Below are 21,228 nucleotides of genomic sequence, written 5' to 3' on the forward strand. Positions count from 1 at the left end.
GGCGGGCTAGGCCGGCGGGCCGAGGCGGTAGCCCGCGCCGCGGATGGTGGTGATCAGCTCGGCCGAAGCGGGCCGATGCAGCTTGCTGCGCAGCCGGCTCATATGCGCCTCGACGACATTGGTGTTGGGGTCGAAGCGCAGGCGCCAGACGGTCTCCAGCAGCATGGTCTTGGTCACGACGTGGCCGGCGTTGCGCAGCAGGTACTCCAGCAGCTGGAACTCGCGCGGCATCAGCTCGACCGGCTGGCCGGCCCGGCTGACCGACCGGCGCAGCAGGTCCATCTCCAGGTCGCCGCAGCGCAGCGCCGTCTCCGCCGTGCTCTGGCGGGCACGGCGCCCCAGCGCCTCGACACGGGCCAGCAGCTCCGGCAGGGCGAAGGGCTTCGGCAGGTAGTCGTCGCCGCCCGCCTCCAGCCCGGCGACCCGGTCCTCCATCTCGCCCAGCGCGGTCAGGAACAGGACCGGCGTCTCGACCTCGGCGGCGCGCAGGCGCCGGACCAGGGCGAGCCCGTCGAGCTTCGGCACCATCCGGTCGACCACCAGGATGTCGAAGGCGCCGCTGGCGGCGGCGAGGAAGCCGCGCGGCCCCTCGTCCACCGCCTCCACCGCATGGCCGTTGGCCGTCAGCCCGTCGGCGACATAGGCGGCGGTGTCTGCATCGTCCTCGATCAGCAGGATCCTCATCGCAACCCGCAACTCCCGACGCTCTATCCCGGATGGGACGACATCAACGAAATCGATTCTCGTCGGAATATCTCATATACAATTGTCACAATTGAAAGTACAAAATTCATACCAAATGATTGACCATCGAATTATGGCCAATATTAAAAATCCGTTATCTTTCTAAACCACATTCATCAAGCCGATCGATCGAATTATATATGAGCCTCCTCGCGATCTTCTCCTGATCATTCGGTTCAGAGGTTAGAAATGTCTAGCGACTGCAAGCCGATGTCCGAGCCGAAACTGTCCATCGTCCAACCCCATGATCCGCTCGACGGGTCCGGGGCGGGCGATGCTCCGGACGGCTGGTATGAGCCCGACCGTCTGGGCCAACCGCGGGAGGCGGAGGCCGCCGCCCGGCAGAGCAATGCCGACCGCATCGTCGACCACCTTAAATCGGTCCTGTCCGCCGCGCGCCGGAGCGACGCCTGATCTCCACGACGGCGAGACGGCATCTCCGCCTTTCCTGTAGTAATTGCTTCGTATATGCTCATTTGTAGCATTTGCAACATCGACTTGTCCAGATGTGACGGACCTCGCCCCCCTCCCGATCGAGCAGCGTGTCGAGGCGGCGCTCGGCCGGCTGTCGCCGGCGGAGCAGCGGGTCGCCCGCTTCGTCGTCGAGCAGAAGGAGGCGGTGCTGCTGTCCTCCGCCGCCGAGATCGCGGCCCGGGCCGGCACCAGCGACGCCACGGTGGTGCGCACGGCACGGTCGCTCGGCTTCGACGGGCTGCAGCAGCTGCGCGAGGCGCTGCTGGCCGATCTGACCGGGTCGACGACGCCGGGCAGCCGCATGCGCCGCACCCTCGATGTCGTCGGTGAAGACGCGGCCGGCGCGCTGCAGCACGTGCTGTCGATCCATCGCGAGGCCACGGAGGCCTTGGCCGTCCCCGGGTTCCAGCAGCCCTTCGCCCATGCCGTGGAGATCCTCGCGGCCGCTCGACGCCGGCATATCTTCGGCATCGGCCCCTCCGGCAGCCTGGCCGAATACGCCGCGCTGCAGCTCAGCCGCATCGGGCTGCCCAGCGAGGCGCTGGCCGCGACCGGCATCGGCCTGGCCGACCGGCTGCTGCGGCTCGCCGAGGGCGACGCGCTGGTCCTGATCGCCTATGCGCCGATCTATCGCGAGGCGGCCGTCACGCTCGACGTCGCCGAGCGGCACCGGGTGCCGGTGCTGCTGGTCAGCGACAGCCTGGGCCCCTTCCTGCGCGACCGCGTCGCCGAGATCCTGCCGGTGCCGCGCGGCCGGGCCGACCATCTGGCGATGCATGCCGGCACAATGCTGCTGATCGAGGCGCTGGTCGTCGCCCTGGCGGCGCGTGACCGCGAGCGCGCCTTGGCCGGCCTGGAGACGCTGGGCACGCTGCGCGGTGAGATCGACAGGCTCTGGCTGAGACGGGGGCCGAAACGGACGCCATGACCAGCACCACCGCGATTCTCTCCACCGTCACCGCCTCCTTCCTCGGCTCCTTCGTCGAGGTGGTGGAGGCGTTCACCATCATCCTCGCCGTCGGCCTGTCGCAGAGCTGGCGACCGGCCTTCATCGGCACGGCGGCCGCCCTGGCGGTGCTGGCCGTGCTGGTCCTGCTGCTCGGGCCGTTGCTCGAGCTGGTTCCGATCGAGGCGCTGCAATTCGCGATCGGCACGCTGCTGATACTGTTCGGCCTGCGCTGGCTGCGGAAGGCGATCCTGCGGGCGTCGGGCCTGATTCCGCTGCGCGACGAGGCACGCGCCTTCGCCGCGGAGACCGACCAGCTGCGCCGCCGCAGCGCCGAGCGCCGGGCCGACTGGCTGGCGGGGGTCGCCGCATTCAAGGCGGTGCTGCTGGAGGGCGTCGAGGTCGTCTTCATTGTCATCGCCGTCGGCGCCGGGCGCGGCATGATCGGCTATGCCAGCCTCGGCGCCGCAGCCGCGTGCCTGCTGGTGCTGATCATCGGCCTGGCCGTGCACCGGCCGCTGTCGCGGGTGCCAGAGAACACGCTGAAATTCACGGTCGGCCTGCTGCTCACCTCCTTCGGCGTGTTCTGGACCGGCGAGGGGCTGGGTGCCGACTGGCCGGGGGCAGACCTGTCGCTGCTCGGCATCCTGGCGGTGGTCGCGGCCATGTCCTTCGCCGCCGTCAAGCTGCTGCGTCCGCCCTCCGGCGCACCGGTCCGGGAGGGGACGCCATGAGCGCCATCAAGACCGTTCTGGCCGAGCTGCTGGGCCTGTTCATCGACGACGGCGCCCTGGCGCTGGCCGCGATCGCGCTGATCGCCGCCGTCGCCGCGGCGGTCCGCTGGGCCGAGCTGCCAGGGCTGGAGGGCGGGCTGCTGATCCTCGCCGGCTGCCTGCTGATCCTGGCCGAGAGCCTGACCCGGGCGGCACGGGCGAAACGGCGCGGCGGAGGGTGATCGATGCAAAGACGCCGGCCGAAGGAACACCCGTTCATCGGTGCGGCGACATGAGCGATGATGGCCGGCTGCCCGACTCCGTGGCGGCACCGGCAACGTTTCGAGGCCGCCATGTCTCTCTCCCCGATCCTGCGCATGGCGGTGCCGGCCCTGATCCTGGCGGCCTGCGTCCGGTCCCAACCAGCGCCGCTGCACCCGGGTCCGATGCCATCCGCGTCGGGCACTCCCACCGCGATCGCGACCAATGTCGGAAAGGGGCGATACCCGCTTCCGCAGGCGAGGCAGGCCGTCGTGTCGAAGGGCACGCAAGGCGCGATCCGCGACAAGGTCAGGCAATGCTGGAATATCTCCTCCGGAGTTCAGAGCAGACCCGTCACCATCCGCATTGCCCGGATCAACTCGGACGGCACGATCCCGCCCGGCGCCGCTTCCATCGTCGATGACGGCGGCAGCCAGGCCTGGGCGCAGGCGGCCCTGCGGGCGGTCGTCAACCCGGTCTGCCAGCCCTGGCCAGTGCCCCAGGGAGGCTGGCCGAATGACGGCTTCACCCTGGTCTTCGACCCGAAGGAGCTATTCTGATTGGCGTCGACCTCGTCTACGAGACGCATCCCAGCGCAGTGAGTGACAGGACGCGCTCGGTCCCGTAGTAACCAACACTGGAGCAGTGCAGACGGAGCGTTCCCGTGCAGGCAGCTGAGGTTTCGCGAGCGGTGGCCGCGGCCATGTCGATCGCCTCGGCGCTGGGCCTGACGGTCGACGACGCGGTCGTTCTGCAGAATTCGAACAAGCTCGCCTTGCGCCTGCTGCCTTGTGACGTCTTTGCCCGGGTGGCGCCTTCGGCCGAGCAGGTGTCGCAGTTCGAAATCGAGCTTGCCCAACGGCTCGCCGAGACCGGGAGCCCGGTGGCCGCGCTCGAGCCGCGCGTGGCGCCGCGCGCCTATGAGCGGGACGGCTTCATGGTGACGCTGTGGACCTGCTACGCGCCGGAGACGGCTGGCGGGGTCGCGCCGGCCGACTATGCGAAGGCGCTCGGACGGCTGCATGCCGGCATGCGCAAGATCGATGTCGCCACGCCGCACTTCACGGATCGGGTCGCGGACGCCCAGCACCTCGTGGCGAGCCGCGACCAGACCCCGGCGCTCGCCGACGCGGACCGTGAGCTTCTCGACAGCACGCTTAGGAGCCTGAGACGAAGGATCGCCGGCCGCGGCGCCGCGGAGCAGTTGCTGCATGGTGAGCCGCACCCGGGCAATGTGCTCGGCACGACGAACGGGCCGCTGTTCATCGACCTGGAGACGTGTTGCTGCGGGCCGGTCGAATTCGACCTCGCCCATGTGCCCGAAGAGGTCGCCGAGCATTATCCGGTCGCCGATCAAGACCTGCTCGGAGAATGCCGGGCCCTGGTTCTGGCGATGGTCGCGGCGTGGCGATGGGATGCAGGCGACCAATACCCGGACGGGCGACGGGTCGGCCTCGAACTCCTCAGGACCATACGCATGGGTCCGCCGTGGCCGGCGCTCGACGTCGTGATGCGGCGACTGGCGGGTCCGTAGGCCGACAGGCATCGCCCGTCCTCGCCGCCGCTCACCCCCCGTCCCCCGCCGCCGGCAGGTGGAACGCGAGCCCGAGATGGTCGCGGAAAGCGCGCACCGCCGGGGTCATCGCCAGGTCGCGCTTCCAGGCCAGGCCGGCATCCATGGTCGGCACCGGCTCGGCCAAAGCGCGCTTCTCGATGCGCTGGCCGTCCAGCGACCAGGGCCGGTAGACCATGTCGGACAGGATCGTCACCCCCATCCCGGCCGCGACCATCGAGCGGACCGCCTCGACCGAGGAGGTCTGGAACAGGATGGTCGGCTGGTGCGGCGTGCGGTCCCAGTAGCGCTTGGCGGTGAAGGCGGCTTCGTCCACCGTCAGCATGATGTAGGGCTGGCCCGCCACGTCGGATAGCGACACCCGCTCCTGCTTCTGCAGCGGGTGGTCGACCGGCAGCCACAGATGGCGGGCGGAGCGGAACAGCGTCTCGGCCGCGATCTGGTCGGTGTTTTCCAGATTCGATGTCAGCATCACCGCGAGGTCGAGCTCATCGCGCACCAGCCCGTCCTCGATCGCGGTGCGATGGGCCTCGCGCAGCTCGACCGTCACCTGCGGATAGGCGCGGCGGAAGCGCGCCAGATAGGGCGGCAGGAAATAGCCGGCCACGGTGTAGGTGACGCCGACCCGCACCCGGCCCTCGACCGGCGCAATGTCGCCGGAGACGCGCATCGCCTCGGCCACCGCCGCCGCGATGGCCCGGGCCTGCGGCAGGAAGCGCCCGCCCTCATGGGTCAGCGACACGCCGCTGGCATGGCGGAACAACAGCCGGGTGCCGAGCAGATCCTCGAGCTGGCGGATCGCTGCCGTCACCGCCGATTGCGAGACGTTCAGCTCCACCGCCGCCTGGCTGATCTGGCCGAGCTCCGCCGCGGCGATGAAGTAGCGGACCTGGCGGAAGGAGAAGGCCAACCGGCACCTGCAACCTGAGGTCGAGCGATATCGGAAAATCAGATATCGACCTGAAGAAGATACTATTTCACAGGGGTGCGGCGCGGCGCAATGATGGGCCAACAACCGGCCCGCACCCGAACGGCACCGCCCTTCGGCCAGAGGACCGATCCAGACAGAGAGGCCTCCATGCGCGGTCCGCGCCCCGGCATCGCCATGCCCTTCCCTCTGACCAGGCGAGATCCCGCATGACCGAGATCAACTGCGACATGGGCGAGGGCTTCGGCCTGTACCGGATGGGCGACGACGACGCGCTGATGCCGCTGATCTCGGTGGCCAACGTCGCCTGCGGCTTCCATGCCTCCGACTTCAACCACATGCGCCGCACGGTGCAGCTGGCCAGCAGGCATGGCGTGCGGGTCGGCGCCCATCCGTCGCTGCCCGACCTGCAGGGCTTCGGCCGGCGCGAGATGAAGATCGGCCGCGACGAGCTGGCCAACTGCATCATCTACCAGATCGGCGCGCTGAAAGGTTTTCTGGACGCCGAGGGCATGCGGCTGAACCACATCAAGCCGCATGGCGCCCTGTACGGCATGGCGGCGCAACAGGAGCCGATCGCGCATGCGATCTGCGACGCGGCGGACGTGTTCCGGGTGCCGATCCTGGGCATGGCCGGGACGTTGCACGAGAGCGTGTATCAGAGCCGCGGCCATCGCATGGTGTCGGAGTTCTATGCCGATCTCGACTATGGCGACGACGGCTATCTGGTGATCGTGCGGTCGCGCGGCGCCATCGACCCGAAGCGGGCGGCGGAGCGGTCGCTGCGGGCGCTGACCGAGGGCAAGGTCGCGTCCCAGGGCGGCAAGGACATCGCGGTGACGCCGGATTCGATCTGCATCCATTCCGACACGCCGAATGCGGTCGATGTGGTGCGCGCCGTGCGCGACGCCATCGGCCCGTATCTGCGCGCGGCGTGAGGGACGTCCGGTGAAGACGCTGCTGATCGCCAATCGCGGCGAGATCGCCTGCCGCATCATCCGCAGTGCCAAGGCTTTGGGCCTGGCCGCCGTGGCGGTGCATTCCGACGCCGATGCCAAGGCGCTGCATGTCGCCCTGGCCGACCGGGCGGTGCATATCGGCCCGTCCAAGCCGGCCGAGAGCTACCTGAAGATTGATGCGATCCTCAAGGCGGCCCGCGGCAGCGGCGCCGACGCCGTCCATCCCGGCTATGGCTTCCTGGCCGAGAATGAGGGCTTCGCCCGGGCGGTGGCGGAGGCGGGGCTGACCTGGGTCGGGCCGACCCCGGAATCGATCGAGGCGATGGGCGACAAGGCTCGCGCCCGGGCCCTCGCCGAATCCGCTGGCGTCCCGGTGCTGCCCGGCAGCCGCCGCTTCGCCGAGGGCGAGCTGGAGGGCATCGAGGCGGCGGGCGAGACGGTCGGCTATCCGCTGCTGGTCAAGGCCTCGGCCGGGGGCGGCGGCATCGGCATGCGCGTGGTCGACGCCCCGGCCGAGCTGCGCAAGGTGGCGGACTCGACCCAGGGCATGGCGGCGCGCAGCTTCGGCGACGGCGCCGTGTTCCTGGAGCGCTATGTCCGCAACGCCCGGCATGTCGAGGTCCAGGTGTTCGGCTTCGGCGATGGCCGGGCCATCCATCTGTTCGAGCGCGAATGCTCGGTGCAGCGGCGGTTCCAGAAGATCGTGGAGGAGAGCCCCTCCCCCGGCATCTCCACCGCCACCCGCGCCCGGATGACCGCGGCCGCGGTGGCGCTGGCCGAGGCGGTGCGTTATCGCGGCGCCGGCACCATGGAGTTCGTGGTCGACGCCGACAGCGAGGCCTTCTTCTTCCTGGAGATGAACACCCGCATCCAGGTCGAGCATCCGGTGACCGAGGCGGTGACCGGGCTGGACCTGGTGGCGCTGCAGCTGCGCCTGGCCGCCGGCGAGGATCCGGCCCTGCGGCAGGAGGACATCCGGCAGCAGGGCCACGCCATCGAATGCCGGCTCTATGCCGAGAACCCGGCCAAGATGTTCCTGCCGCAGCCCGGTACGCTGGCGCGGCTGGCGCTGCCGGAGGGGATGCGGGGCATCCGCGTCGACACCGGCGTGCGCCAGGGCGATGCGGTGACGCCGTTCTACGACCCGATGATCGCCAAGATCATCGCCCATGGCCCGGACCGCGCCGCCGCCATCGACCGGATGCTGGCGGCGCTGGGGCGGGTCGAGGTCGAGGGGCTGGTCGCCAATGCGCCGTTCCTGGCGCGCGTGGTCGGCCACCCGGCCTTCCGCGCGGGCCGGACCACCACGAGCTTCGTCGACACCCACAAGGCCGGATTGATCGGCTGACCAGGACCGGGATGACAGGGCAGGCAGGGAGACAGGGATGATCTACGAGACGCCGGCATTCCGGCCGGGCGGCGACCGGTACATGCTGATCGAGTTCGGCAACGAGATGAATCTCGAGCTGAACTTCATGGCCCAGGGCCTGGCCACCGCCATCGCCGAGCAGAAGACCAGGGGCGTGATCGAGACCGCGCCCTGCTTCGCCTCGATGCTGATCCATTACGAGCCGGACGAGATCTCCTATGCCGACCTGTCGCGCGAGCTGGAGCGGCTGATCGCCGCCCTGGGCCCGTCTGACGATATCGAGCTGGAAAGCCGGATCTTCTATTTCCCGACGGTCTATCTCGACCCCTGGACGCGGGAATGCGTGCAGGACTACATCGCCAAGATCGCGCCGAAGCAGACCGACCCGGAATTCGTGGCCGAGCTGAACGGGCTGACGGACGTCCAGCAGTTCGTCCGGGTCCATTCCGGCACCGAATACTGGGTGGCGTCGCTGGGCTTCTGGCCCGGCCTGCCCTTCATGATGGCGCTGGACCCGCGCTGCAAGCTGACCGCGCCGAAATACAACCCGCCGCGCACCTGGACGCCGAAGGGCACGGTCGGGATGGGCGGCGCCTCGACCGCGATCTATCCCGAGCATTTGCCCGGCGGCTATCAGATCTTCGGCCGCATCCCGGTGCCGATCTGGGACCCCGAGAAGCGCTTCGACGTGTTCTCGGACTCGATCTGCCTGTTCCGCCCGGGCGACCGGGTGAAGTTCGTGCCCTGCACGGTCGAGGAGTTCGAGGAGGCCGAGCGGCGCGTCGCCGACGGCAGCTACGTCTACAACCTGGTCGAGTACCAGAAATTCTCCGTGCGCCAATACAAGCGCTGGGTCGGGTCGCTCGACCTGGCCCGCCGGTTCTGAGGAGGCCCGCATGCTCGAGGTGATCAAGCCGGGGCTCGAGACCTCGGTGCAGGACTGGCCGGGCCGGATCGGCTTCTGGAACCAGGGCTTCCCGCCCTCCGGACCGATGGATTCCTGGTCCTTCCGCCTGGCCAATGTGCTGGTCGGCAATGCGCCCGGCGCGGCCGGGCTGGAATGCCAGTTCCTGGGGCCGACCCTGAAGTTCCAGAGGGACGGCGTGGTCGCCGTGACCGGCGCCGACATGCAGGCGGCGCTGGACGGCGAGCCGCTGCCGCTGTGGCAGTCGGTGGCGGTCAAGGCCGGCCAGACGCTCACCATGGCCTTCGCCCGCACCGGCGCCCGCACCTACATCGCCGTGGCCGGCGGCATCGAGACGGAGCCCTGGCTGGGCGCCCGCGCCACCTTCCACAAGGCCGGCGTCGGCGGCATGAACGGCCGGGCGATCAAGGAAGGCCAGTCGGTGCCGGTGGCCGACGCGGGGGGCAAGGCTGGACGCCGCGTGAAAGCCGAGGCGCGGCCGGAGTTCGCGAAGGAGAAGCGCTGGACCGTCGAGGTGGTGGCCGGGCCGAATGACGACTGGATCGACGCCGCCGGGCATGAGCGCTTCCTGTCGGCCGACTGGAAGCTGTCGGCCAAGTCCGACCGCACCGGCTTCCGCCTGGACGGGCCGCAATGGAGCTTCACCGACAAGGCGACGGACAAGGCGCCGGAGCACGGGTCGCTGCCGTCCAACATCATCGACCAGGGATATCCGCTGGGCGCCATCAACCTGGCCGGGCAGACGCCGATCATCCTGGTCAATGACGGCCCGTCGATGGGCGGCTTCATCAACCCCTACACCGTGCCGCAGGCCGCGTTCTGGAAGCTGGGCCAGTCGCGGCCGGGCGAGATCTACAATTTCAAGGCGGTCTCGGTCGACGAGGCCCAGGCCATGGCCCGCCGGCTGCGCGAGCTGTGCAGCGAAGCCTCGATCGAAACCATCTGACGACAGGGAAGACCATGGCGACCGAAGTGAAGACCCAGACCGCGGGCAACATGTGGAAGGTGCTGGTCAAGCCCGGCGATGCGGTGGCGGCCGGCGACACTCTGTTCATCATGGAGGTGATGAAGATGGAGGTGCCGCATGAGGCGCCGGTCGCCGGCACCGTGTCCTCCGTCCATGTCGAGGAGGGCGCCGAGGGGCTGGATGCCGATCAGACGGTGGTGGTGATCGACTGACCGGCGGTGGCCGGTTTTGTGAACAGCCGAGAGGTGTCATCATCCCAGCATCGGAAGGACTGAACGGCCGCATCGAGACACCATCGACGAGGGAGGAGAGACATGACCGGGGAGGTCTGGATCGACGCCTGCGCGACGGACGACATCGAGCCGGAGGACGTGATCCGCTTCGACCACGGCGGCCGCACCTTCGCGATCTACCGCACCGGAGACGACCGGTATTTCGCCACCGATGCGCTGTGCACGCATGAATACGCGCTGCTGTCCGACGGGCTGGTGATGGGCACGATCATCGAATGCCCGCTGCACCAGGGCAGCTTCGACTTCACCACCGGCGAGGCCAAGAGCCCCCCGGTCTGCGAGGACCTGCAGACCTATCCGGTGAAGGTGGAGGGCGGCCGGGTCCATCTCCGGCTCGATTGACGGGCGAACCGAACCGCCGACGCGAATGGCGTGTTGACCGGTGGAGGACACCGCAAGGGAGCTCACCATGGATCCGCTCGTGATCTTGAAGCGCAGCCGCCCCGGCGACCGGCTGGAGGTGATCAACTCGAACGGCGACAAGGACGACATCGTCGTCGCTCAGGTCGATCTGGAGAAGCAGCAGATCATCCCGGAACAGGGCAACGCCATCGCCTTCGGCGATGTCGGCGAGGTCGTGAACCACAGCGAGACGCGGCGCCGGGCGGGGTGACGGGCGCCGCTGATCAGAAGCTGGGCGGCGTGATCGCCCAGATCACCTGGGTGATGCCGGGGCCGGGGTTGCGGTAGCGGTGCGGCCGGGTGCTGGCGAGGGCGAAGCTGTCGCCGGCGCCGAGGACGTAGAGCTTCTCGTCGACCCACAGCTCCAGCGCGCCGGACAGGATGAAGGCGGCCTCCTCGCCCTCATGGGTGTAGCTGTCGGGGCTGCCGGCGCCCGGCTGGATGGTGCACAAGAGCAGCTCCAGCTGGCCGTCGAGGTTCGGCACCAGCAGCTCGTCGGTCAGGCCGAGCCCGCCCATGTCCAGCACCTTGCGCCGGCCGGCGCGGACCACGACCCGGTCCTCGTCGTCGCGCGGGGTGGGGTCGCGGAAGAACCAGCCGATGGTCACGCCCATGGCGCTGCTGATCAGCTGCAGCTGACGGATCGTCGGCGTCGACAGCCCGCGCTCGACCTGCGACAGGTGGCCGACCGACAGGCCGGTCGTGGCCGCCAGCTTCGTCAGCGTCAGGCCGCGCTGCTGCCGCAGCTCGCGGATCTGCGGCCCGATCGTGTCGACCGGGTCGCCGGAGGCCGGATCGGAGTCCGCCACTCGCAGTTCCGGATCGCTGTTCTCGCCTTCGGTCATTGTCCGTCTCTCCAGCCGACCGCCCCTCTGCCGCCGACCCTTTCGGATTGCCTCTCCCGCCTGGCGGGAGAGGTCGGGCGTCCGCAGGACGACCGGGTGAGGGCTGGCCCAGGCCTCGACGAAGAGCCCTCACCCGGAGCCGCTTCGCGTCTCCGACCTCTCCCGCAAGCGGGAGAGGCAATACAAAGACACCGCCTGCTGTTTCGGTCCGCCAACACCTGAGTCCGCCTCACGCCCTCTTCGCCTTGACGTCGCGCAGGATCTCGCGCGCGGCGTTGTGACCCGGGATGCCGGAAACGCCGCCGCCCGGATGCATCGACGAGCCGCAGATGTAAAGCCCCCGGAACGGCGTGCGGTAATCGGCATAGCCGGAGACCGGGCGCTGGAAGAACAGCTGGTCGGTCGACAGCTCGCCATGGAAGATGTGGCCCTGCGGCAGCGCCACGATCCGCTCGATATCCGGCGCCACCAGCAGCTGGGCCTCGATCACGTCGTTGGAGAAGCCGGGGGCGTAGTCCTCGATCGTGTCGAACACGGTCTTGCGGAAATTCTCCTTCTCCACCGCCCAGTCGCCGCCCTTCAGCGTGTAGGGGGCGTGGCCGCCGAACAGGTTGACGACATGCTTGTCGGGCGGGGCCAGGCTGTCGTCGACGATGGTCGGCACCACCGGCGTCAGGAACGGCCGGCTGGAGTACCAGCCGTATTTGGCGTCGTCATAGGCGCGCTCGAGATAGTCGATGTCGGGCGCGATGTGCATGTAGGTCGGGTAGCTGAAATTGCCCAGCGCGCCGTCGGCCTTGACCTTGTCCAGGATGCGGTACTGCGGCGGCCGCTCACAGGCGATGTTCATCTTGAAGGCGGTGGAGAAGCTGCGATAGCCGCGGATCTCGCGCAGCACCTCGGCCGGCAGATGCGCCTCGCCGATCATGTTGAGATACAGCGTCTTGGCGCTGGCGTTGGAGACGATGATCCGGGCGGAATAGGTGTCGCCCGCCTTGGTGGTGACCGCCGTCGCCCGGTCGCCGGTCAGCTGCACCTCGGCGATCTCGGCCTCGGTGACATGGTCGACGCCGATGGTCCGGCCATAGGAGGCCAGGGCCTGGGTGATCGCGCCCATGCCGCCCTTGATGAAGCCCCAGCCGCCCGCGCCCTCATGCTCGCCCATGATGTGATGCATGATGACGTAGGCCGACCCCGGGGTCTTCGGCCCGGCGAAGGTACCGATCGACGCGTAATAGGCCAGGACCGCCATCACCCGGTCGTCCTCGAACCATTCGCGCAGGAAGTCGTAGGCACTCATGCTCAGCATGTCGGCCACGCGGTACAGCTTGCGGCCGATCTTACGGTGCCGCCACAGCAGCGACGCGCCGTCGCGGAAGCCGCGCCAGTCGCGCCGCGCCGGGTCGACCGGCGTCTCCCACAAGAGCTTGCGCACGATCTGCGCCGCCTCCTGCAGGTAGCGGTCGAACTCCGGATAGATCGCGGCGTCCTTCTGCGAGAACTTGGCGAAGCTGGCCTGGGTCTTGGCCATGTCGTCGGAGAAGACGATGTAGTCGTCGCCCCCAACCGGCGAGACCATGTCCGAGCAGGGCAGCACCTGCAGCCCGTGCTTCTTCAGCTCGAAGTCGCGGATGATGCGCGGGTGCAAGAGGCTCATCAGGTAGGAGAAGATCGAGGCGCGGAAGCCGGGCGCGATCTCCTCCGTCACCGCGGCGCCGCCGAGGACCTTGCGGCGCTCCAGCACCAGCACCTTGAGGCCGGAGCGGGCGAGGTAGTTGGCGCAGACCAGGCCGTTATGGCCGGCGCCGATGATGATGGCATCGTAGCGCCTGGCCGTCGTGCTGCTGCCCTGGGGAATGGAAGTCGTGGTCATCGCTCTCTCTACTCGGCGGCAGCGCGGTGGGCCGGGGCAGGGTCGGCCATGCCGCGGCGGACCATATCCTGGAAGGCGTGCACGGCGTGCTCGTGCTTCGGCGACAGCGGCCCACGCTGGTAGATCCCGGCGTTCAGGTTGCGCTGCACCCCGGTGATGATGTCGAGGTCCTCGCTGACGATCTGGGCCGACCATTCGATCGACTGGCGGTTCTCCGCCGCCTTCTCCGGCGACACGTCGGTGAAGAAGTACCAGTTGATGTGGCGCAGCCGGCCGGCGCCCAGCGGCTCCAGCGTCGCGATCGAGCTGCCCCAGTCGTACAGGTTCAGCATCAGGAACGGGAAGCGGTAGAAATAGACGCCGCGGGTCAGCCCGCCATCCCGCTTCGGCGCGTGCAAATGGAACATGCCGGAATCGTCATGCACGTCGATGCTGTAGCGCTCCATGTCCAAGGACGCGCAGAGGCCGGGATGCATGGTCCGGCAGTGGTAGCATTCGAGATAGTTCTCGCCATAGGTCTTCCAGTCGACCTCGCAGTCGCGGTTCTTCTCGGCGAACCAATGCTGCCGCTCCAGCGGATAGTCGGCGGCCAGGGCGTCGATGGGTCCCAGCCACTCGCGCAGCCCCTCCCCCTCCGGCGCGATGCGCAGGAAGACCAGGCCGCGCCACTCCTCGGCGGCAATGCGGAACAGGCCCCATTCCTCGGGGTCGAAGGCGGGGGCGGAGCCGAAATCCGGCGACCGCTTCAGCTTCCCGTCCAGCGTGTAGCTCCAGCTGTGATAGGGGCAGACCATCAGGCGCGGGCACTGCCCCTCCGCCTTGGTCAGCAGCTGGGCGCCGCGGTGGCGGCAGACATTGTGAAAGGCGCGCACCTGCCCGTCCTCGCCGCGGATGGCGAAGACCGGATAGCCCGCGACCGTGCCAGTGACGTAGTCGCCGGGGTTGCGCAGCCGGCCGGACCAGGTGAACAGCATCCAGTTCCGGGCGAAGATGCGCGTGCGCTCCTGCTCGTAGCGCTCCGGGTCGCGATACCAGGCGGCGGGCAGGGTCCAGGTGAAGCCGTCCGGCGCGGCCGGGCTCGTCATCGTCATGGCGCAACCTCTCCGTCGGTCGCCGCCGGCTCGCGGCCGGCGCGCAGGATCTGCAGGATCACCAGCAGCATGGTGACGGCGAACAGCACCGTCGCCGCCGCCGCGATGGTCGGGTCCACCCGCTCGTTGATGCCGTCCCACATCTTGCGCGGCAGGGTGTAGACGGCGCGGGCGGCGATGAAGAGCGTGACCACGATTTCGTCCCAGGAGGTGAGGAAGGCGAAGACCCCGCCGGCCAGGATGCCGGGCAGGATCTGCGGCAGGATCACCCAGCGGATGGTCTGGGACTGGGAGGCGCCGAGCGAGCGCGACGCCTGGTCCTGGCGCGGGTCGACCGAGGCCAGCGCGGCCGACACGGTGACCAGGACATAGGGCGCGGCCAGCAGCGTGTGCGCCAGGATCACCCCGGCGAAGCTGTCGAGCAGCCCGATGCCGGCGAAGAAGCGGTAGAAGGCCAGCGCCGACACCACCGGCGGCACGATCAGCGGCGCCAGGGCCAGCATCCGGGCGAGTTCGCCCAGCGCCGAGGACAGCCGCCACAGCCCGATCGCCGCCAGCGTGCCCAGCGCCACCGACAGCGCGGTGACGGCGAGGCCGATGCCGAGGCTCTGCAGCATCGCCGAGCGCCACTGGTCGTCGCCGAACAGCGTGGCGTAGTGCTCGAAGGAGATGCCGTCGGTCGGCAGCGACAGGTATCGGTTCGGCGTCACCGACAGCGGCATCGCCACCAGCGTCGGCAGCATCAGGAACAAGAGCACGGCCCAGCACAAGGCGACCAGGACGGACCAGCGCATCAGGCCCCTCCGCCGCCGAACAGCCGGCGGACATCGACGACGCGGGACAGCAGCGCGATCAGGGCCAGGACGGACAGCAGCAGCACCGAGGCCATCATGGTGCCGACGCCCCAGCGCACGGTCTGGAAGATCTGCAGCCGGACATATTCGGCGATCATCACCACCTTGCCGCCGCCGAGGATCGCGGGCGTCACCAGGAAGCCGAGCGACAGCACGAAGACCAGCAGGCTTGCGGCGAAGATCCCGGGCAGCGACAGCGGCAGGAACACGCGGGCGAAGGTGCGCAGCGGCCCGGCGCCGAGCGAGCGCGAGGCGGCGGCCAGCGCCGGGTCGATGCCCTTCATCCCGGCATAGAGTGGTAGCACGGCATAGGGCACCATGTAGTGCACCATGCCCACCAGCACGCCGAACTCGTTGCGCACCAGCGGCAGCGGCTCGGTGATCAGGCCCATTCCGGCCAGCGCCCCGTTCACCAGCCCCTCGCTGCGCAGCAGGGTCAGCCAGGCGAAGGCGCGGACCAGCACCGACACCCAGAACGGCACCAGCACGAAGGCCGTGATCCAGACCCGGTGCCGCGGCGAGGCGTGCAGCATGACATAGGCGACGAGGTAGCCGAGGACCACGGCGCAGACCGTGGTCCAGGCGGCGACGCGGAAGGTGGTTCCCAGCACCCGCTGCATGGCGTCGGAGTCCACCAGCCGCTGGTAGTTGCCGAGGCCGGGCGCCGGGTCGGTGACGCTGATCCACAGGATGTTGGCCAGCGGCAGCAGATAGAGCAGCAGCAGCGCCGCCATCAGCGGCAGCACCAGCCCCCAGGCCGACGCCGTGCTCCGGCGCCGGGCGACGGCAGGAGGTGCGCTGTCGAAGGCGGGCGCTGCCACCATCCCTCAGCTCGCGATCAGGTCGAGGAAGTCGTTCTGCACCGTGTCGTAGTTCTCGGCGTACCAAGCGCTGTCGATCGGGATCTGGCGCTTGTAGTTCGGCTCGTAGCCGCAATCGATCTTCCGCAGCTCGGGCGTCAGGGTGGCGCTGGCGGCCGGGTTGGCCGGGCCGTTGCCGAGCAGCTTCAAGAGTTCGACCTGCCGCTCCGGCACCTGGGTCGAGGCGATGAAGTCGAACACCGCCGGGCCGGCCGGGTTCTTCACCAGCACCGGCAGCACGCCGGGGGCGACGATGCCGTGGTCCCAGGTCCAGGTGATCTTGCCGCCGGAATCCCGGTCCAGCACCGAGGCGCGGGTGCACCAGATCGGCCCCATCGTCACCTCGCCCTCGCGGAACAGCTGCTGGCTTTCCGCCCCGCCGCCCCACAGCAGGAACTGGTCGCGGTTGTCCTTGATGATGGCGAAGGCCTTCTGCACGTCGAGCGGGTACAGCTTGTCCGGCTCGACCCCCGACCCCAGCAGCACCGCCTCCAGCGACCCGACCAGCCATTTGTAGATCGCGCGCTTGCCCGGAAAGTCCTTGAAGTTGAGGTAGTCCTTGAAGCCGTTCGGAGTCTTGCCGCCGGTCTTCTCCAGGCTGAAGGCGTTCACGGTCGAATACATGTAGGCGGCGCAGCCGTATTCGAAGGTGAATTCCGGCCGCACCTTCGCCTTGTCCACCTTGCCGTAGTCATAGGGCTGGATCAGCCCCTGCTTGCTGAGGATCGGCAGGTAGAAGCCGTCGGCGTCGGTGCAGTCCCACACCACGTTGCCGCTGTCGATCATCGCCTTGATGGCGCCGGGCGTCGGCTCGGCGCCCAGCACCGTGACCTTGAGGCCGCTGTCCTTGGTGAAGGGGTCGCCCCAGGCCTTGCCCCAGGCCGGCACGGCGTCGCCACCGAAATTCACCACCACCACCTCCTGCGCCGCCGCCTTGGCCGGGCCGGAGACGAGCAGCGGTGTGACGCCGAGCGCGCCGAGCACGGCCAGGAAGCCGCGCCGGTCGATGTGTCCGTCCGCGAACCGCTCCGCCGCGATGGCAGCGAGATCCGCGCGATACCGTGATGCCGTCATCCTAGCCCCCTGTCTGGTTCAGGCCGATCGGTCGTCGGCTTCGTCTTCGATGAGCACAGTGGCCTCGGGCGCCCAGCCGACCCAGGCCGTAGCGCCGAGGCCGAGATCCGGCGCCGCCTCCCAGGCGAAGCCGGTCGCGGTCAGCGGGCCGAAGGCGTCGGTGCCGACCACCACCTGCCGCGTGGCGCCGAGATAGGCGATGTCGAGCACCCGCCCGGGCACGCGGTTGGCCATGTCGCGCGGCTCCTGCGCCGCCACCCGCAGCTTCTCCGGCCGCAGCGCCAGCAGCACGCCGCGGCCCTGGGCGGGCGCCGAGGCGCCGCGATGCAGCACCGCGCCGCCGCCGGTCTCGAGCCGGATCAGCTCGCCGTCGCGGCCGGCGATGCGGCCGGCGATGCAGTTGCTCTTGCCCAGGAACTCGGCGACGAAGCGGGTGCGCGGCCGCTCGTACAGCTCATCCGGCGCGCCGGCCTGGACCAGCCGGCCACGGTTCATCACCGCCACCCGGTCGGCCATCGACAGCGCCTCGTCCTGGTCGTGGGTGACCAGGATGAAGGTGGCGCCGAGGTCGCGGTGCAGGGCCTTCAGCTCGAGCTGCATCTCGGCGCGCAACTGGCGGTCGAGCGCGCCCAGCGGCTCGTCGAACAGCACGATGTCGGGGTCGAACACCAGGGCGCGGGCCACGGCGACGCGCTGCTGCTGGCCGCCGGAAAGCTGCCTGGGATACCGATCGTCGAAGCCGTCCAGCCGCACCCGGGCGATGGCGCCGGCGACCTTCTCCGCGATCATCGCCCGCGACACGCCGCGGACCCGCAGCGGATAGGCGATGTTCTCGGCCACGGTCATGTGCGGGAACAGGGCGTAGCCCTGGAAGACCATGCCGAAGTTCCGCTTCTCCGGCGGCACGGCGGTGACGTCGCGGCCATCGACCGCGATCCGGCCGGCGCTGGGCGCGACGAAGCCGGCGATCATCATCAAGAGCGTGGTCTTGCCGGAGCCGGAGGGGCCGAGCAGGGTCAGGAACTCGCCGCCCGGGATGTCGAGCGAGACGTCGTCGACGGCGCGGATCGGGCCGTAGCGGCGCGACAGCCGGGTCAGCGCCAAGCCATGCGCCCTGGCAGTGGCCCGGGGGGCTTGCGATCGGTCGGCCCGCATCAGCATCGATCCTGCCTCCTGCGATCTTTTTCACTCTTGTGAAAGGAGCGTGGCGGCGATGGTGGAGCCTGTCAAGGGGCACAGACGACCGGTAAACTCGGCCTTCCTGCCCATTGCGCGAGCTTCACCGCCGGTTTCCTGGGCGGAGGGGAATTTTCAATCCTGTGAAATTCGAGCCTGAGCGTTGTCCTGCTAGCCATGGCTGCATCGACGGAACGGTGCGGCGCCCCCATCTGACTCGATATGGGAGCACACAGCGGGATCCTGAGCCGGGTGACGATCCGGGCCGTCGACGGCGACAAGCCGGGGATCGAGGCGCAGCTGCCTTATGACCGCGCCATGGTCGGGCGGCTGATGGCGGCGTTCCCGCAGGCCCGCTGGCGCGAGGCGGAGAGGGTGTGGTTCATCCCCGGCACCACCGCCGAGCGCCGGCTGACCCGCTTCCTGGCCGACCAGCTGCCGGACGGCGCCGACCATGCCGACGCCAAGGGCCGCGACGCCTATGAATTCGATCCGATCGAGAGCCGCTATCTCGAGGTCGGCGACGACCTGCAGGTTCGCACCCCCTACTCCCGCACCGTGGTCGAGCAGATGCACGCCATCCCCTGGTCCTGGTGGGATGCCGAGACGCGCAGCTGGCGGGTGCCGTTCCGGTCCTATGAGGAGCTGTGGCGGCGCTGGCCGGAGATCGAGGCCGCGGCCCGCCGCAACGAGCCGGAGGAGCGACGCCGGCGCCGGGAAGCCGAGTGGACGCCGGAACGGCAGCGCCGCGCCGCCATCCTGGCCGCCGAACGCCGCCGGCATCGCTACCCCGTGCTGGCCGGCGACCCGCCGCCGTTGGAGTTGCCGGTGATGACCGAGCGGTTCGGCATGCTGGTGTTCACCGGGACCGACGGCGAGATCGCCGATGTCCCCGACCCGGCCTGCATCTACGCCCATGCCGACCCGGCGACCGGCGACTATGTCTGGGTCCGCTGGCGCCGGCCGGGGCTGGAGGAGTTGATCGGCGTCTGGCCCGCCCGCGTCGAGGCCGGTCCGGCGGAGCGCAGCCGCGGCTGGTGGCAGCCGACCCGCGAGGAGCTGCGCCAGGCCCGGCGCACCGCCCGAGTCCGGGAGCGGCTGCAGGAGCGCCGTCGGCTTGACGCCGAGGCGGTGTCCTAGCCGGCCGCCACAAACCGACCTCACAGCCTGTTTTTTCCCCGCCTGGCGCGCTATGTCTGTCGGACGAGATCCGCCCGGCGGCCTGCAGCCGCCCCGGCCCTGTGAGAGAGCATGGACAACGCCACCCGTTCGGAACGTTCCCGCGCGGCCGCCATCCAGGCGGCGCTCGCCATCATCGCCCGCGACGGTCCCGGGCGGCTGACGCTCGACGCCATCGCGCGCGAGAGCGGCATCAGCAAGGGCGGGGTGATGCACCATTTCCGGACCAAGGAAGCGGTGGTGAAAGCCCTGCTCGAGCACCTGACCGAGCGCTTCGGCAAGTTCACCCAGGACTATCTTGCCGAGATCGGCCCCGACAGGCCCGGCGCCTTTCTGGAAGCGCAGATCGCGACGCTGCGCGAATCCATCGCCACGCCGCACTCGGCCTTCTTCGCCATCCTCGGCGCCGTGGCCGAGAACCCCGACCTGCTCTCGATCAACCGCGAGGCGGAGGCCGAGGCACTCGAGGCCGTCAAGGCCGAGGCCGCCGATCCGGAGCTGGCGGTGCTGCGCTGGATGGCGGCCAGAGGCCTGCACATCACGACGCTGCTGGGAACCTGCCCCCTGTCCGCCGAGGAGCGCGACCGGCTGTTCGACCGCCTGATCGATGATGCCCGATCGCCCGCCCTCGCGAAGACCGCAAAGCCGACCTCCACCCGCCCGTCCCGAGGCCGGTCGGGAGCCGTCAAAAAAACCGACTAGACGGTTTGCAAATTCAAAAATCCGCTGTTATGGTGTCCTCACACGAGATCGAGAGGACGACGGCATGGCACAGCTTGCCCCGCACCCGGCAGGGGAACGCGGCATCGGCGGAACCGGAGGGCAGCCGGCCCGGACCGGCTTCGGCGTGACCGCTTCCCGCTAGAGAACATCGGGCCGAGGCAGCCGCGGCCCTGACCACCGCCTGACCCCGACGGCGCCGCCGTCACCGCCTTTTTCCCGCATCGGCAACGCACTCTCCGGGACCTCCCGGCGGAGAACGGCGCCCCACGGCCCGGCGCATACGGCCGACCCCAGACTTCGATTTGGAGACTTGAATGCACGCGTTCCCCGAGAGGCCGCGACGGCCGATCCTTGCCCTGGCGTGGCTGTCGCTCGCGGCGGCCGTCCTGGCCGGCTGCGGCAGCGCCGATCCGGTCGCCTATTCCGGCATCGCCTCCTCGGCCCAGCTGGCGCCCAACCCCAAGGACGACACCGGGCACATCCCGTTCCGCTACGCCACCCCGGTGGATTGGCGCAGCTACAACCGGATGATCATCGACCCGATCGCGATCTACCGCGGCCCGGACAACCAGTTCGGCGACATGTCCGAAGAGGACAAGGCCGAGCTGGCCCACAGCATGCAGACCGCGTTCGTGGAGAAGCTGAAGACCCGCTTCACGCTGGCCGGCGAGCCGGCCCCGGGCACGTTGCGCCTGCGGCTGACGCTGACCGGCGCGTCGACCAGCACGCCGGTGCTGAGCACCTTCACCCGCGTCGATATCGGCGGCGGCCTCTACAACGGAGTCCAGGCGGTGCGCGGCGGCGAAGGCCTGTTCACCGGCGCCGTGATCTATGCGGTCGAGATCTACGACGCGCCGACCAACCGCCTGCTCAACGCCTTCGTCTCGAAGCAGTACCCGGGGTCGTTCAACATCGGGGCCACCTTCGGCTCGCTGGCGGCGGCGAAGACCGGCCTCGAGAAGGGCGCGGACGCCCTGGTCGCGCAGCTCAAGTGACCGC

25 protein-coding genes are annotated in these 21,228 nt (G+C 69.3%); 16 read left to right on the forward strand and 9 right to left on the reverse strand.

Features of this window, described 5'->3' with window-relative positions:
• Nucleotides 1-6: 6 nt before the first annotated feature.
• Nucleotides 7-684, reverse strand: coding sequence for a response regulator transcription factor (locus FFK22_RS04335; RefSeq protein WP_138890463.1), 678 nt, complete (start codon nucleotides 682-684; stop codon nucleotides 7-9).
• A gap of 270 nt (nucleotides 685-954) precedes the next feature.
• Between FFK22_RS04335 and FFK22_RS04340 the strand changes: the two genes are divergently transcribed.
• The 6 genes from FFK22_RS04340 to FFK22_RS04365 all read left to right on the forward strand — a co-directional run bounded on the left by FFK22_RS04340 (nucleotide 955) and on the right by FFK22_RS04365 (nucleotide 4,672).
• On the forward strand, nucleotides 955-1,158 hold the full coding sequence (locus FFK22_RS04340; RefSeq protein WP_138890462.1) for a hypothetical protein: 204 nt from the start codon (nucleotides 955-957) through the stop codon (nucleotides 1,156-1,158).
• A gap of 94 nt (nucleotides 1,159-1,252) precedes the next feature.
• Complete coding sequence (locus FFK22_RS04345) at nucleotides 1,253-2,146, forward strand: MurR/RpiR family transcriptional regulator (RefSeq protein ID WP_138890461.1); 894 nt, start codon at nucleotides 1,253-1,255, stop codon at nucleotides 2,144-2,146.
• Complete coding sequence (locus FFK22_RS04350; protein WP_138890460.1) at nucleotides 2,143-2,898, forward strand: COG4280 domain-containing protein; 756 nt, start codon at nucleotides 2,143-2,145, stop codon at nucleotides 2,896-2,898. The genes FFK22_RS04345 and FFK22_RS04350 overlap by 4 nt, the downstream gene beginning before the upstream one ends.
• Nucleotides 2,895-3,119 carry a hypothetical protein gene (locus FFK22_RS04355; RefSeq protein ID WP_138890459.1) on the forward strand — a complete coding sequence of 75 codons (225 nt, stop codon included), beginning with the start codon at nucleotides 2,895-2,897 and terminating at the stop codon, nucleotides 3,117-3,119. Before FFK22_RS04350 ends, FFK22_RS04355 begins: the two co-directional genes overlap by 4 nt.
• A gap of 111 nt (nucleotides 3,120-3,230) precedes the next feature.
• Nucleotides 3,231-3,698 (forward strand): cell envelope integrity protein TolA, encoded by a 468-nt coding sequence (locus FFK22_RS04360; RefSeq protein ID WP_138890458.1) that lies wholly within the window; start codon nucleotides 3,231-3,233, stop codon nucleotides 3,696-3,698.
• A gap of 143 nt (nucleotides 3,699-3,841) precedes the next feature.
• Nucleotides 3,842-4,672: a phosphotransferase enzyme family protein gene (locus tag FFK22_RS04365; protein WP_221938379.1), complete on the forward strand. Its 831-nt coding sequence runs from the start codon at nucleotides 3,842-3,844 to the stop codon at nucleotides 4,670-4,672.
• 31 nt (nucleotides 4,673-4,703) lie between these two features.
• Here the strand turns inward: FFK22_RS04365 and FFK22_RS04370 are convergent, their stop codons facing one another.
• Nucleotides 4,704-5,621, reverse strand: a complete 918-nt coding sequence (locus tag FFK22_RS04370) for a LysR family transcriptional regulator (RefSeq protein WP_138890456.1) — start codon at nucleotides 5,619-5,621, stop codon at nucleotides 4,704-4,706.
• Nucleotides 5,622-5,848: 227 nt separating this feature from the next.
• Here FFK22_RS04370 and FFK22_RS04375 point away from each other — a divergent pair, with 227 nt between their 5' ends.
• The 7 genes from FFK22_RS04375 to FFK22_RS04405 all read left to right on the forward strand — a co-directional run bounded on the left by FFK22_RS04375 (nucleotide 5,849) and on the right by FFK22_RS04405 (nucleotide 10,765).
• Entirely contained in the window at nucleotides 5,849-6,577 is a 729-nt protein-coding gene (locus tag FFK22_RS04375) for a LamB/YcsF family protein (RefSeq protein ID WP_138890455.1), read from the forward strand.
• Nucleotides 6,578-6,587: 10 nt separating this feature from the next.
• Nucleotides 6,588-7,946, forward strand: a complete 1,359-nt coding sequence (locus FFK22_RS04380; RefSeq protein WP_138890454.1) for an acetyl/propionyl/methylcrotonyl-CoA carboxylase subunit alpha — start codon at nucleotides 6,588-6,590, stop codon at nucleotides 7,944-7,946.
• Between the two features lie 37 nt (nucleotides 7,947-7,983).
• The gene (locus FFK22_RS04385) at nucleotides 7,984-8,853 is read left to right on the forward strand and encodes an allophanate hydrolase subunit 1 (protein ID WP_138890453.1); all 870 of its coding nucleotides are present in this window, start codon (nucleotides 7,984-7,986) and stop codon (nucleotides 8,851-8,853) included.
• A 10-nt stretch (nucleotides 8,854-8,863) separates the two neighbouring features.
• A complete protein-coding gene (locus FFK22_RS04390) occupies nucleotides 8,864-9,838 on the forward strand; it encodes a biotin-dependent carboxyltransferase family protein (protein WP_138890452.1) in 975 nt (324 codons plus the stop codon).
• A gap of 14 nt (nucleotides 9,839-9,852) precedes the next feature.
• Nucleotides 9,853-10,071 carry an acetyl-CoA carboxylase biotin carboxyl carrier protein subunit gene (locus tag FFK22_RS04395; protein ID WP_138890451.1) on the forward strand — a complete coding sequence of 73 codons (219 nt, stop codon included), beginning with the start codon at nucleotides 9,853-9,855 and terminating at the stop codon, nucleotides 10,069-10,071.
• A 102-nt stretch (nucleotides 10,072-10,173) separates the two neighbouring features.
• The gene (locus tag FFK22_RS04400) at nucleotides 10,174-10,494 is read left to right on the forward strand and encodes a MocE family 2Fe-2S type ferredoxin (protein WP_138890450.1); all 321 of its coding nucleotides are present in this window, start codon (nucleotides 10,174-10,176) and stop codon (nucleotides 10,492-10,494) included.
• 67 nt (nucleotides 10,495-10,561) lie between these two features.
• Complete coding sequence (locus tag FFK22_RS04405) at nucleotides 10,562-10,765, forward strand: hypothetical protein (protein WP_138890449.1); 204 nt, start codon at nucleotides 10,562-10,564, stop codon at nucleotides 10,763-10,765.
• A 13-nt stretch (nucleotides 10,766-10,778) separates the two neighbouring features.
• Here the strand turns inward: FFK22_RS04405 and FFK22_RS04410 are convergent, their stop codons facing one another.
• The 7 genes from FFK22_RS04410 to FFK22_RS04440 form a co-directional block, all read right to left on the reverse strand.
• Complete coding sequence (locus tag FFK22_RS04410) at nucleotides 10,779-11,399, reverse strand: cupin domain-containing protein (protein WP_138890448.1); 621 nt, start codon at nucleotides 11,397-11,399, stop codon at nucleotides 10,779-10,781.
• A gap of 229 nt (nucleotides 11,400-11,628) precedes the next feature.
• The gene (locus FFK22_RS04415; RefSeq protein WP_138890447.1) at nucleotides 11,629-13,272 is read right to left on the reverse strand and encodes an NAD(P)/FAD-dependent oxidoreductase; all 1,644 of its coding nucleotides are present in this window, start codon (nucleotides 13,270-13,272) and stop codon (nucleotides 11,629-11,631) included.
• A gap of 8 nt (nucleotides 13,273-13,280) precedes the next feature.
• On the reverse strand, nucleotides 13,281-14,363 hold the full coding sequence (locus tag FFK22_RS04420) for an aromatic ring-hydroxylating dioxygenase subunit alpha (protein WP_138890446.1): 1,083 nt from the start codon (nucleotides 14,361-14,363) through the stop codon (nucleotides 13,281-13,283).
• Complete coding sequence (locus FFK22_RS04425; RefSeq protein WP_138890445.1) at nucleotides 14,360-15,157, reverse strand: ABC transporter permease; 798 nt, start codon at nucleotides 15,155-15,157, stop codon at nucleotides 14,360-14,362. The genes FFK22_RS04420 and FFK22_RS04425 overlap by 4 nt, the downstream gene beginning before the upstream one ends.
• Nucleotides 15,157-16,041, reverse strand: coding sequence for an ABC transporter permease (locus tag FFK22_RS04430; RefSeq protein ID WP_138890444.1), 885 nt, complete (start codon nucleotides 16,039-16,041; stop codon nucleotides 15,157-15,159). Before FFK22_RS04430 ends, FFK22_RS04425 begins: the two co-directional genes overlap by 1 nt.
• Nucleotides 16,042-16,044: 3 nt before the next feature.
• Nucleotides 16,045-17,151, reverse strand: coding sequence for an extracellular solute-binding protein (locus FFK22_RS04435; RefSeq protein ID WP_138890443.1), 1,107 nt, complete (start codon nucleotides 17,149-17,151; stop codon nucleotides 16,045-16,047).
• A gap of 18 nt (nucleotides 17,152-17,169) precedes the next feature.
• A complete protein-coding gene (locus tag FFK22_RS04440) occupies nucleotides 17,170-18,312 on the reverse strand; it encodes an ABC transporter ATP-binding protein (RefSeq protein ID WP_138890442.1) in 1,143 nt (380 codons plus the stop codon).
• 267 nt (nucleotides 18,313-18,579) lie between these two features.
• On the opposite strand from FFK22_RS04440, the gene FFK22_RS04445 reads away from it, so the two are divergent.
• The 3 genes from FFK22_RS04445 to FFK22_RS04455 all read left to right on the forward strand — a co-directional run bounded on the left by FFK22_RS04445 (nucleotide 18,580) and on the right by FFK22_RS04455 (nucleotide 21,224).
• Complete coding sequence (locus FFK22_RS04445; RefSeq protein WP_221938381.1) at nucleotides 18,580-19,467, forward strand: hypothetical protein; 888 nt, start codon at nucleotides 18,580-18,582, stop codon at nucleotides 19,465-19,467.
• Between the two features lie 111 nt (nucleotides 19,468-19,578).
• The gene (locus FFK22_RS04450) at nucleotides 19,579-20,208 is read left to right on the forward strand and encodes a TetR/AcrR family transcriptional regulator (RefSeq protein WP_138890440.1); all 630 of its coding nucleotides are present in this window, start codon (nucleotides 19,579-19,581) and stop codon (nucleotides 20,206-20,208) included.
• 335 nt (nucleotides 20,209-20,543) lie between these two features.
• On the forward strand, nucleotides 20,544-21,224 hold the full coding sequence (locus tag FFK22_RS04455) for a DUF3313 domain-containing protein (RefSeq protein ID WP_138890439.1): 681 nt from the start codon (nucleotides 20,544-20,546) through the stop codon (nucleotides 21,222-21,224).
• Nucleotides 21,225-21,228 lie beyond the last annotated feature (4 nt).

This window comes from Mycobacterium sp. KBS0706, from assembly GCF_005938675.2.
In the GTDB taxonomy this organism is placed as follows: domain Bacteria; phylum Pseudomonadota; class Alphaproteobacteria; order DSM-16000; family Inquilinaceae; genus Inquilinus.